At 39.8% G+C, this 12,712-nt stretch carries 7 protein-coding genes and 1 pseudogene; 5 read left to right on the top strand and 3 right to left on the bottom strand.

Features of this window, described 5'->3' with window-relative positions; all coding sequences use genetic code 11:
• Nucleotides 1–3 precede the first annotated feature (3 nt).
• From DXB58_RS15240 to DXB58_RS28215, 5 genes and pseudogenes are all read left to right on the top strand, one after another.
• The gene (locus DXB58_RS15240; RefSeq protein WP_122137429.1) at nt 4–555 is read left to right on the top strand and encodes a hypothetical protein; all 552 of its coding nucleotides are present in this window, start codon (nt 4–6) and stop codon (nt 553–555) included.
• On the top strand, nt 539–4,207 hold the full coding sequence (locus tag DXB58_RS15245) for an ATP-binding protein (RefSeq protein WP_122137406.1): 3,669 nt from the start codon (nt 539–541) through the stop codon (nt 4,205–4,207). The genes DXB58_RS15240 and DXB58_RS15245 overlap by 17 nt, the downstream gene beginning before the upstream one ends.
• Nucleotides 4,204–5,064 carry a hypothetical protein gene (locus tag DXB58_RS15250; protein ID WP_122137407.1) on the top strand — a complete coding sequence of 287 codons (861 nt, stop codon included), beginning with the start codon at nt 4,204–4,206 and terminating at the stop codon, nt 5,062–5,064. The genes DXB58_RS15245 and DXB58_RS15250 overlap by 4 nt, the downstream gene beginning before the upstream one ends.
• A gap of 9 nt (nt 5,065–5,073) precedes the next feature.
• A complete protein-coding gene (locus DXB58_RS15255) occupies nt 5,074–6,828 on the top strand; it encodes an SWIM zinc finger domain-containing protein (protein WP_122137408.1) in 1,755 nt (584 codons plus the stop codon).
• An 86-nt stretch (nt 6,829–6,914) separates the two neighbouring features.
• Nucleotides 6,915–7,064 (top strand): annotated as a pseudogene (locus DXB58_RS28215) (DNA-binding protein); the annotation flags it as partial.
• A gap of 89 nt (nt 7,065–7,153) precedes the next feature.
• On the opposite strand, the gene DXB58_RS15265 reads toward DXB58_RS28215, so the two are convergent.
• The 3 genes from DXB58_RS15265 to DXB58_RS15275 are packed head-to-tail and all read right to left on the bottom strand — an operon-like array spanning nt 7,154 to nt 12,293.
• On the bottom strand, nt 7,154–8,101 hold the full coding sequence (locus tag DXB58_RS15265) for a hypothetical protein (RefSeq protein WP_122137409.1): 948 nt from the start codon (nt 8,099–8,101) through the stop codon (nt 7,154–7,156).
• Between the two features lie 12 nt (nt 8,102–8,113).
• Nucleotides 8,114–10,966, bottom strand: coding sequence for a DEAD/DEAH box helicase family protein (locus tag DXB58_RS15270; protein WP_122137430.1), 2,853 nt, complete (start codon nt 10,964–10,966; stop codon nt 8,114–8,116).
• Nucleotides 10,967–11,003: 37 nt separating this feature from the next.
• Nucleotides 11,004–12,293, bottom strand: coding sequence for an ATP-binding protein (locus DXB58_RS15275; protein WP_074557912.1), 1,290 nt, complete (start codon nt 12,291–12,293; stop codon nt 11,004–11,006).
• Nucleotides 12,294–12,712 lie beyond the last annotated feature (419 nt).

The raw sequence follows: 12,712 nt of genomic DNA on the forward strand, positions 1-12,712 counted from the left end.
ACCATGAAATACACTGAAGAAATATTTAATATACTTAGCAAAGGGGGATTCATTTCTTCCAATAGTGTCTCTACCCAAGTGAAACGCTTGTATGATGCCATTGAGGAAGATTTGCCCGATTATTATGATTACTATAAAGGTGTCGGTTTCTATTTGGAAGGCGGTGACGGTTATTACTACTTTACTCGCAAGGAATCGAAAGTCGATTTGGAACGTAAACTGGAAGCGATTCAGAAGTGGATTGATTACCTGAGTTTCCTAAAAACCTATCATTCGGCATTCGGCCCGGGCTTTCTGTTCCGTGCTGCTGATATTGAAATTCAGATAGGATGCGATATCGAACTGAAAGAAAAGGCAACCAAACTGTTTTCGGATAAGAAGAAATATGATGAAGTTGTCGGCAAACTGTTGAAAGAACTGGAGAGTATAGGACTGATAGAGAAAGAAAACGAACTCGATGGGACATATAAAGTATTGTCGGCTTTCCATTATATGGAGGACTTGGTTGATTGTATCACAATTTCAGAGGAGGTGCAAGATGAGATACCTGAATAAGATTATTTTTCTGAACAGTGCCCATATTCCATATTCGGAAGTGAAGTTGGATGGGAACGTACATTTTATAGGTACGCAAGGTGTTGGTAAGAGTACGCTGCTCCGTGCCATCCTATTCTTTTATAATGCTGACAAACTAAGACTGGGCATTCCGAAGGAGAAGAAAAGCTTCGATGCTTTTTACTTTCCTTATGCCAATTCTTACATTATTTATGAGGTGATGCGGGAGAATGGGGCGTATTGTGTGGTAGCTGCCAAATCCCAGGGACGGGTGTTTTTCCGTTTTATTGATGCGCCATTCCAACAGGACTGGTTCATTGACGAACACAATGTGGTACATTCTGAATGGGGACGTATCCGAGAACATATCGGTTCGAAGATTCAGATTACTGCACAAGTGACTAGCTATGAAATGTATCGGGACATTATTTTCGGTAATAACCGCAAGCATGAAATGATACCTTACCGCAAGTTTGCCATTGTGGAAAGTGCAAAATATCAGAATATTCCGCGGACGATACAGAATGTCTTTTTAAATTCCAAACTGGATGCTGATTTTATAAAAGATACCATTATCCGTTCGATGAGTGATGAGGATATCTCTGTCGATTTGGACTTCTATCGTAGCCAGATAAAGGAATTCGAGCAGGAATACAGGGATGTGATGCTTTGGTTTACAAAGAACAAGAATGGAGAAGTGCCTGTCCGGAAGATGGCGGAGAAAGTAATGAACGCCTATCGTGACTTGATTTATACCCAAAAGCAGATTGGTGAAGGGCGTGCGGAGCTTAACTTTGCGGAGAAACGGGCTTTGCGTGAGATTCCGTTAGTGAAGGAAGAACAGGCTAAAGCGGAGACGGAACGTGAACGGTTGCTACGGCTTATGGGTGAACTGCAACAAAAGTACACCAATGAACGTGATGGTGTGATTAGGGATATAGGTATAATAAACGATTTGCTCAAAAAGATACGTGAGAAACGTCTGCATTACGAGCAGATGCAGATTGAAGAAATCATCAAACGGGTATCTTGCGAAGAACTACTGATTCAGGAACTTGAACAAGTCCGGAATATGAAATCGGAACTGACAAGAGCTTATGAGGATGTATTGAGTAAGTACCGATTGCTGTTTGAGAAATTGGAAGCTGATTTCCGTACTTTTGAGAATAGCCAGCAAGCACGGATAAATGCTCGGAATGCGGAGATTGCCGGCAAACAGGAGGAATTGATGCAACAACTTCGTGTGGAAGAAGAGAAAGTAAGGGCAATGCAAGAAGAGAAAGTGCAGACTGTGGATAATCGTATCCGGCAGTTGCGCGATGAACAGGCAAAGTGTAACCTGAAACTTCAAAAGGTGAAATACGAACATCCCCATCAAAAGGAAATGTCTGATTGTGAAGACGGGATTAACGAACTGCGCAAAAAGGACAAGGAACTGGAGCTTAATATTCGTCAGCAACAAGGAGAAATAAAGCAGTTGAGGCAGGAGTGTGAATGGAAAGTGAAAGAATTGAAATGGGAATTTCAGGCAAAGATGGAGATCGTTCGCAAAGAGCGGAGTGCGATTGAAGAACAGTTACAAACATTGGACGCCTTGATTGAGAAACGAAAAGGTTCTTTGTGTGAATGGTTGGAGAAGAACAAACCGGATTGGCAGGAGACGATAGGCAAGGTGGCGGATGAGGAACTGGTGTTGTACAACAATGAGCTGCAACCTCAATTAGTGAATAAGGAAGCTACTTTGTTCGGCGTTTCACTCAATCTGACAGCAATCGAGCGTTCTGTCCGCACTCCCGAGGAAATGAAGCAGGAGCGCGACAGGCAACAAGCAGCCCGGCAACTTTGTACCGACCGCCTCACCCGACTGACGGAAGAAGAGGGAGAAGCAGTTTCTTCTTTGGAGAAAAAGTACTCGAAGCAAATACATCGTATTTTGGAAGAACAACATCTGATGGAAGCCGAGCGAATGCAGATTCCTGCAAAATTGAAGAATCTGCAGGCTGATTACGCCTCATGGAAGACAAAGGAGGAGGAATGGAAAAGAGGTTGTATCGAAGAGTTGCAGGCGCAACTGAATGAAGTCGGCCATCGTCTTTATGTGGCGGAAGGAGAGAAGGAAAAGCATTTGGCGGAACGGGAAAAACTGTTGAAAGCCTGCCGGAAAGTGTATAATGACAGCAGGACGGAACTCCGGAAGGAACTGGAGGAGTTTATTGCCGGTGTTCAGCAAGAGATAGGCCGGATGAAACAACAGACTGCGGAGCGGGAAAAGGAATTGAAGCAGGCGAAGGAGAGTGAATTGGATGGAAAGGGGGCCGATACGGTTACTATCCGCAAGTATGATGAAAGGTTTGCCGAAATAAATAAAGAATTGGACTATATTGGCAAATCCCGCCCGCAAGTTCTTTATTATGAAAGAGACAAGGCGGAATTGTTTGATAAAGAACCTGCTACGCGAAGCCGGAAGAAGGAACTGGATGCGAAGCTGGTTGCATTGGACGAACGTTTTGCTCTGAAAAAGGAGAAGTTGCAGATTCAGAAAAAAGGGGCGGATGACCATCTCGACCGGATTCGTAAAGAACTACACTCATTGGAGGACGGGTTGAATAAAGTGGATATGTTTCGGAAAGATGAAACTTTCTGTCCGCCCTCTGTGGTGGAAATAGGAGAGAAACCTACCCGGAAGAGTTGCGATGTTATTGTAGAAGAGTTGAAGTCGCTTATCGTATCTACCATCAGAAAAACAGAGGAATTCAAGAGAGTAGTGACGCAGTTCAATGGAAACTTCTCGTCAAAAAACACCTTCCATTTCCGTACGGAGCTGATTGGAGAACAGGATTACTATGATTTTGCTTCCAATCTGTGCGAGTTTGTGGATAATGATAAAATCTCCGATTATCAGAAACATATCAGTGAACGGTATACGGACATAATCCGGCGGATTTCAAAGGAAGTGGGGGATTTGACACATAATGAAAGCGAGATACACAGAACGATAAAGGATATCAATGATGATTTTGTCAAGCGGAATTTTGCCGGAGTAATAAAGGAAATAGCTCTTCGCCCGCTTCAGAGCAGCGATAAACTGATGCAGCTATTGCTGGAGATTAAACGGTTTAGTGATGAGAACCAGTATAATATGGGGAAGGTTGACTTGTTCTCGCAAGATTCCCGTGAAGATGTCAATGCGACGGCTGTCCGGCATTTGCTGTCGTTTATGAAATTCCTGCTCGACGAGCCGGGACGCAGACGGTTGGCGCTTGCCGATACATTCAAACTGGAGTTCCGCGTGAAAGAGAATGATAACGACACGGGATGGGTGGAGAAGATTGCCAATGTAGGTTCTGACGGTACGGACATTTTGGTGAAAGCAATGGTCAATATCATGCTGATTAATGTGTTCAAAGAGAAGGCGTCACGTAAGTTTGGTGACTTTAAAATCCATTGTATGATGGATGAAATAGGAAAACTGCATCCCAATAATGTGAAAGGCATTCTGGACTTTGCCAATTGCCGGAATATCTTGTTGGTAAACAGTTCTCCCACTACTTATAATGTGGAAGATTACCGTTATACCTATTTGCTGAGTAAGGACGGGCGGTCGAATACACAGGTCGTTCCATTATTAACTTATAATCAGAAAGAAAAATGAGTGGTAGTTTATTTACTTTAGCAATGGCACGGCTGGTTCTGAAAATGCTGGGCGGTGAGCTCATACCTTACACAAAGTTTGATGGACTGATAGCAAATAGATTAATGGATGAGGGAATCATCACTATTGTTCCCCGAGGGAGTAAGCGCAGTTTTCGTATGATTGACCCGGAAGGATGCCGCATTTATATCTCCCAGAATTATACTTCCGGCATGGAGCTGGAAGATTGGATTGAAATGAAGAGTTGTCCGGATGAAGTGTCACGTTCGGAGCAAGTGGCAAAAGCAGGAAACTCAAAATTGAGATATACCCGTACGTTCAAAGGTTTTCTTCTCAATTGTTATACGCCTATCGAAGCTACTCTTCACGATGAACCATGCGTGCTTTCTCCTTTGCAAGGCACTTCCATCTTCATGCAGGATTACGAAGATTTCCGTATCCCTGAAGATGTCGTAGTAGTGGGTATAGAGAATGGAGAGAATTTTCAGCATATCCGTGCCCAAAGCTACTTGTTTGAAGGAATGAAAGTTCTTTTTGTATCCCGTTATCCGCAATCGAAGGATTTATGTGATTGGCTAAAGATGATTCCCAATCGTTATATTCATTTCGGAGACATTGATTTGGCGGGTATTTCTATCTTTTTAAATGAATTTTATGTACACTTGGGTAATCGTGCGGAGTTTTTCATTCCTGCGGATGTGGAGAAGCGTCTCAAGACCGGAAACCGTCAGCTTTATGATAATCAGTATTTGCGTTATAGAGGTATGCTTGTTTCTGATGAGCGTATAAGACCATTGGTGACAATGATTCATAAATATGGGAAAGCGTATGAACAGGAAGGATATATACAGGAATAAATTAGTCATATGATTACACTGGATAATTTTGAGAACTTTGTCCCCTATAAGATATTGATGCGCGGGGAAGAGTATTATGATACAGATGCCGTTTCCGAACTGGAAGAAACCTCACCCGGTGAATGGACTGCAACCGTAGAGGGAACGGATGATTATAATGTAGAAATATCTATGAACGGAAAGGAAGTAGAATCCTGGTACTGTGATTGTCCGTATGATGGAGAAATCTGCAAGCATGTCGTGGCAGCACTTCTGGCAATTCGTGATAATAATAAACGAGTGAGTCGTAGTGCATTTTCAAAAATGAGAATAGTTACAAAGGAAGAAGAGGTTGTACAGCCCGATGTGGACATCAAACAATTGTTGTCATTCATTAGTCCGCAAGAAATTTCTACATTTATCAGTGAATATGCCTCAACGAATCCGGAATTTAAGGCAGCGTTTTTGAAGCGTTTTATATTCAAGGAATCGTCTTCGACATCAAAGGGAAAAGATTATAGAACGGAAATCCAAAAGATTTTTAATAGTTTCGGTGACAGTAAAAAGTCTCGTTATCATAATCGTTATAATGATTACAGTCGTGATTGGGAAACTGTTTTCAATCGAATGGATGTTTTTCTGAAGAAAGCAGACTTCTTTTTGAGTCTGGGAGATATGGATAGTACTATTGCCATAGCTCTTCAAACACTTCGTTCTATCGGTGAGAATTATGAGGATGAATTACTATATATTGACGATGATGATGACTTTGGCACTTCCCTTTATTGTGAGCATGCAGGAGGTTTACTCATGAAAGTGGTTGGACATCCTAAAACAACTCAGAAACAAAAGACGGATATTCTACAGGAATTACGTCAGATTGCTGAAATATCTACTTATCGAAATTACGGAATCTATGATATAGATGAACTTATGATGCAAATCAATCTTTCGATTCAGCCGACAGAAAAAGCCTTGGAATTGATTGATGGACTTCTTGAAACAAGAAAGGACACTCATGATTTATATCAGTTAGTTCTTCGCAAAGTCAACTTATTATTGGAGCAGAATGAAGAGCAAAAAGCGAATGAAACGATCCGCCAATATCTTTATCTGACTGAAATACGGGAGATGGAGGTTGAAAAATTGATTGTCCGTTGCCAATACGATGAAGCCATCCGTTTGCTGGATGAAGGAATAGAGATTGCGAAAGAAGAGATATATCCCGGTACCGATAGTAAATGGTTGGAAATAAAACTGAAGATTTACGAGACGACCAACCGGACTTCCGAAGTAATTGATACATGTCGTCTATTGTTTGTGACAGGCAGGGATAAACTGACATATTACAATAAACTCAAAACTCTGATTCCGAAAGAACAATGGAAGAGTTTTCTGGATGCGATGATGAAGGAAACAGAATTTAGTAACTATTTTTCTTTTGGTGAAAATGATGAGGCGGAAATCTATGTGAGAGAAAAGGATTATGAACGTCTATTCATGTTATTGTCATCAGTAAACTATAATCAGTTGGAAGCATTGATGAAATATGCCCATCATCTGAAAAATACTCATTCGGAGCCATTGATTGCTATGTATGTTTCTTTGTTGAATGATTACGCTGAACAGAATATGGGAAGGAATCATTATGAATTTGTAGCACAAGTGTTGTTGTGTGCAAAGAAACTTAATGGGGGACAGGAAGCTGTGAAAAGGTTAGTTGCAGAGTTCCGGATAAAATATAAACGTCGTTCGGCAATGATGGAAGTATTGGCGAGGTTTTAAAATGCTTAGTTATAAGTTTTTTTGTATCTCTGTTGTTTGGGTATGACAAAGTTCGTACCTTTGTAAAGTTACAAATAAGAATGATGATGAAAAGGTCTATAAAACGTTTACTTAAACGTACACAGGAAGAATTGACAGTCTTGCTGGATTTAGTGTGTAAAAGCATTGAAAATTGTCAGATGGTTATCCTGTTCGGAAGTTATGCAAGGGGAAAATCGCGGAATATGATACAATGGCGGAATCCGTTGATACTATAGTTTGAAAGCAGGTCATATTCCACTATGCTGGGCTTAAGGGCATCGAAGGGACTTGAAAGAGTAATCTGTCATCGTTTTCGTTTAAACATAGGACAAGATATTGCATAATCAGGAGTAGGCCGTTTAGGGATATTGGGACGTTGTAAGCCGCAATTAGCCAATCCATTTTTATTAGCCCAACTAAGATTATACTCGCAATTAAAACAAGTTTTTTTCAGGGCATTATCTTTAATCTCAATTTGTTCTGTTTGAATAGATTGACGATGCTCTTTTTGCTCACGAAGTTCCGTTTTACAAAGTTTATACTTTTGACCATTATTTTCAATGAGTATGGGAGTTGATGATGTAGGGAGGGCTTTTACCGCACAACACGAATACCTCAAATTACATTGTTGGCAATCTGTTTCAGATGCTACCTTGACAGATTTTCCTCTACTCCGATAAATCAATTCTATTCCGTTAAAATAGACTTCATTGTTAATCCATCTTCTATCCGCATTTGATGATAGAAGAAATTGCTCTAATGTTTCTAAAGTCTGATTGGAAAGATCAACTTCAAGACAAGTCAGATTATGATAGTCTATATCTTGCTTATGTTGCACTTTATAATTAAATACGAACTCTATCAGGTATTGTTTATTATCATGGGTTGTGGCAATCACATCGGGTTGTTTGTCCTCGCGCTCAAAACGACTATCGATTTTTACATCAACAAATTCAATATCCTCCTCCTTATATATACCATAATAAGACGGCGCATGAATCCGCTTCTTCGTTTGTATAATTTGCTCTGCCAATTTATACAATATAACCATGTAACATATTTCAAGACGGGCTCCTCGGGTATCACTATGATGGGCAAATCCATGTTCTCTTTCATCACCATGTCTGGCAAGTAATTTTTCATGGCAATTCGGGCAAGTACATTCACAACGTAAACCTCTTGATACACTATCAACATGCACCATTTTCCCCTCGGTATTTTCAGCCCAAGAAAAGACATACTCTTTTTTCATATTTGCTACTTACTATAATTTTTTATTATTATACAACAACTCTAACATTTCTTCCGCAATCACACTCTCTGAAATCCTTATCGCATTATCCTCTTCCGTATTATAACCGAGGTAATTCACACTCCCATACCATATTAATGATTTGTTAATAACTGTAATATGTAAAGACAAATTCTCTTTGGCAATCACTTTAACACCAATCCTTTTCAATAATTCATCCTTTTCTGAATGGCATTTTACGAATACTATAATTTGAACACCTCGTAAGGTAAGTTCTTGTAGCATATCAAGCATGGGAGTCCGTATGCTAAACCATAATTTGGAAGAAGATATCACTACCGATTTACGAGTACATGATAGGTCGGAAAGAAATGGTCTTAAAAAATTCTTTCCATTAAATATGATATCCGGAGAATCGTGGAAAAGATTTGTCGGATTAATTGTTCTCAATTTATAGCCCACCGCTGCATATCCTTTCAATCTCCGTTTATACATGGTGTCACATAAGGGCAGATGAATGTCAATGTAATCATAAATAATAACATCTTTCTTGCCTGGATACTCACGATGTAAACGACCTGCATATTGTGCTACAATGCCTTTCCACGAAACGGGCAAGGCGAGAAATAGCGTATCAAGCCGGGGATAGTCGAAGCCTTCTCCCACATACTTGCCCGTGGCAACGATTACGAAAAGTTCTGTTTTGGGAATATTGTGCAAACGCTCCATTTTCGAGCGTTTTTCTTTTATTGATTCCGAGCCGACAAGCGTTATTACATTCTTACACTTTGAGGTAAGCATGGTTGCCAATATTTCTACATGAGAGGTGAGGTTGGTCAAAATAATAGGGGAACGTCCATCTTCTAATGCTTTACATACATCGTCTATGATGCGTGTGTTCCGACAGATGTCATTACTCATTCCTTGTATGGTTTGAGTATATGTTTTCTTATCATCCGTCAATTCCCGATAATTTGTAAAACGAGGTATAAGTAACCGTTCAAATGTTTGCGAAGCCATCTGTGTTTTTGCATCAGCAGAATAACGGATAGGACCGCATTGCATAAAGATAATAGGTTGATGTCCGTCTTTGCGAATGGGCGTTGCCGTCAGTCCATATACATAACGGGCGTTTGAGTACTTCAATATCCGTTCGAAATTTACCGCTGAAACATGGTGACACTCGTCCACTATCACCATGCCGTAATTTCGGATAAAGGGCTTTATATCATTTTCTTCAAAACAGGATTGCATCAGGGCAATATCTACCATACTATGTAAATTGTTTCCTTTGGAATCCAATGTCCCAAAAGGAGAAAATACTTTTTTGCGTCCACGTTTGTGTGGTGTATCCTCTTGCTTGTAATCTATCACCAAGTATTCTTCCAATCGGGTTTTCCATTGGTCGAGCAGGGCTTTGGTATGTACAAGAATAAGTGTGTTTACTTTGCGCTCCACTATCAATCCGATAGCCGCTACGGTTTTTCCAAATGCTGTAGTTCCATATAATACGCCATTGTTGTGTGGTATCAAATTTTTTATAGCTGCAACCTGTTCTTCACGTAACTCCCCTTTGAATTGAACAGAGATTGGTGTGCCAAGCTCCGTTTGATCGTTCATACGATAAGAAACATGGTTTTCATCCAACAAATTAATAATAGCATCCTCACATCCACGAGGTAAGGCGATGTATTTATCCGATGGCTCTGCACATGAAATAATGCGAGGTACATTATATGTAGATAACCTCATTCCCAATTTTGCATAGAATTCCGGATTCTTGAAAGAGGCAATGCGTTTTAAGTGATTAATCGCCTTTGCAGAAAGATCTTCCAGAGGGATATAAAGCATATTGGATTTTATGAGAAGCAGTTTCTTGGGGAAATCTTCTTTTGCTATCTTTTGTGTTGATGGTGTTTCCCAAGGTTTGGCTTCGCTTGTAGTTGACAAATCTCCAAGTTCTGATGTTATTCCATGCTTCAATAAAATCCTATCAACCAATATTTCTGAAACTTTTTGCACACCCACCAAATACGTCCATTGGTCTTCATACGGCATAAAGTTTTCATCTACGAAAACACTATTCCCTTCTTTCCGAGCTTTGCCTTGTAGAGGTAATGCGACTAAATTTCCGAAACCACCTTCCGGTAATCTGTCTTGATTTGGGAAGAATCGGTCGTATGACTTGAAGCTCATCCGTCCATTTCTTTCCATAGCTTCTGTTAATATGGTATTGCCTAATTTCCTCGCCTTACTTGCTTCCAAAGATATTTCAAAAAATACCCAGACATGTGCACCGTTTCCCGAGCGTGAACGCTCAATGGCATGTGGAATCTTCCATTCCTTACAAACATTTATATAGGATAATACATCATTTTGATAGCCATGCTCGCATGATTTATCATCAAAGTCGGCACAAAGGAAGTTACATTTGTTATCCGGGAGGATAGCATATACTCCGATTACATCGCACCCATCAATATCCTTACCCTCAAGATGTCTATAAACATCTTCATAACTTAACTCCTTAAAATGGCGATTAGGACATTCGGTACATTTATATTTCCTTTTATCGCATAATTGTCTGTCCCATTCATTCAAACATACAGGTTGGTAACCAGATTTTCCACTATTCTTGCTATACCATCTTCTTGCAAAAATATCTTTCCGACCATGGAATAACTCTCTAAACAATGCGACCTTTTCTTCCAAAGACAAATGAGTGGTTACAATACTTTTTTGTGGCTTATCCTCTATATGTAGTTGCATATTTAGATGTTTGATTTCATCTTTTAAGACTTTGTTTTCCTCTTGGAGCCGTACATTGGCTTCAAAAAGTTCTTCGTATGTCGGATTCTTCTTCATGGTAGATAAAATCTCGCAATCATATTTTCTGCTGAATTTAGAAATAAGTTGATATAGCATAAAGCGGAACATTCGTCATCCAGTCCTGCTCTCGATAATCCGACATGGAGAAACGCAATCCGTGCATACCTGGACGAGAAGCCACAAAGGTGGAAAGTGATTTGGCACGGAGATTCTCTTCTGCCTTTGCCTCTATCGGAACGATTTCACCACCATGCTGAATCAGAAAATCTATCTCTAATTTCGCATCGTTACTATAATAGAAAACAGAAGTATCGCGTGTCGCTACTAATTGACTCATCACATAATTCTCCGTAAAGGCTCCCTTTGATTCCTCCATGCCGTTTTCAGCTACTAATAGCTTTTCCGGTGGGGTTTCGCTCATGGCTCCCAACAAGCCACAATCTAAAAGGAAAAGTTTGAAACCGGAAATATCCACATAGAATTTTAAGGGCATCTTAGCTTCGTTCACCCTTTCTGCCTTATAGACCAAACCGGCATCCATCAGCCATTGGATAGCTATTTCAAAATCTTTAGCTCTACCTCCCGGTTTTGTCACACCATAGATGAATTTCTTATTTTCTTTCACTAATTGTGAAGGCATGGATTGCCACACCATATTGATACGATTGGATTCCGAAGTAGGCACGTGCTTCGATATATCTTTTTGGTAAGTGTAAAGAATATTGTTTTGGACTTCTCTCACTTTAATGGCATCATTGGTTTCAATGAATTTCATGACTGATTCGGGCATACCCCCTACAAAATAGTATTCGCGCAACGCCTTGACGTATTCGTTTTTAAGTAGTTTTATCGTTATCCAATCCTTGGAACGAAGAATATCAACCATTTGTTTTTTGCCTTTTGCTAATAGGAATTCATCGAATGTCATGGGGTAGATATGCAGAATATCGACCTTCCCAACAGGGAACGATTCACCTCTATGCATAGTAATACCCAATAACGACCCTGCAACCGCCACATGATATTGGGGGGCATTTTCGCAGAAATATTTCAAAACTGACAATCCGCGTGGCGATTCTTGGATTTCATCAAGGATAATCAATGTTTTACCGGCTTCTATGCTTTGCTCTGTGATGGCACCTATTGCAAGGATGATACGTTGTATATTATAATCTTGCATAAACAGATTCTTTGCCAATTCATTATCATCGCAATTGATATAAGCTACATTAGCAAATTCTTGTTCTCCGAATCTTTTAAGAATATAGGTTTTGCCAACCTGGCGTGCGCCTGATAAGATAAGGGGCTTTCTACCTTCCTTGTTCTTCCATTCCTTGAGCTGCTCTATAATGTTTCTATACATGGTAGTCTATTATTAAATTTGATGTCTAGTACAAATATACACTTTTCCTGCCGAACTTTTACTATTGAATCACATTTTTCTTACCGAATATTTTGCTGCTAAATACGTAAATCCTACCGAATATCAAAAAGACTATTACTTTTCTACCAAATTTTCTTTGTTTTTGTAGTCTGAATTCTGGCAAAAGAACGCAAGAAAACATGGAACGAAAGAATGGATTATTTTTCTGATAACTAGCAAGTTAAATTTTCGTAGTGAATAATGTGTATCAGAGGTTATGCAAGGGGAAAATCGCGGAATATGATACGGGGTGGAATAGTTGCCTTCAGTGAAATAAAGAGGTGTCGCATTTATGAATTGAATTCAGCTTACGCAACTCTATGAAATAAAAAAACAAAATATATCTGTCACAGATTATA

Origin of the sequence: Bacteroides sp. OM05-10AA (assembly GCF_003439055.1) — a bacterium.
GTDB lineage: Bacteria > Bacteroidota > Bacteroidia > Bacteroidales > Bacteroidaceae > Bacteroides > Bacteroides intestinigallinarum.

Bases quoted from the DNA above. Each gene is read 5' to 3' on its own strand.
- DXB58_RS15240 (WP_122137429.1), top strand. From the start codon at position 4: ATGAAATACACTGAAGAAATATTTAATATACTTAGCAAAGGGGGATTC.
- DXB58_RS15245 (WP_122137406.1), top strand. From the start codon at position 539: ATGAGATACCTGAATAAGATTATTTTTCTGAACAGTGCCCATATTCCA.
- DXB58_RS15250 (WP_122137407.1), top strand. From the start codon at position 4,204: ATGAGTGGTAGTTTATTTACTTTAGCAATGGCACGGCTGGTTCTGAAA.
- DXB58_RS15255 (WP_122137408.1), top strand. From the start codon at position 5,074: ATGATTACACTGGATAATTTTGAGAACTTTGTCCCCTATAAGATATTG.
- DXB58_RS15265 (WP_122137409.1), bottom strand. From the start codon at position 8,101: ATGAAAAAAGAGTATGTCTTTTCTTGGGCTGAAAATACCGAGGGGAAA.
- DXB58_RS15270 (WP_122137430.1), bottom strand. From the start codon at position 10,966: ATGAAGAAGAATCCGACATACGAAGAACTTTTTGAAGCCAATGTACGG.
- DXB58_RS15275 (WP_074557912.1), bottom strand. From the start codon at position 12,293: ATGTATAGAAACATTATAGAGCAGCTCAAGGAATGGAAGAACAAGGAA.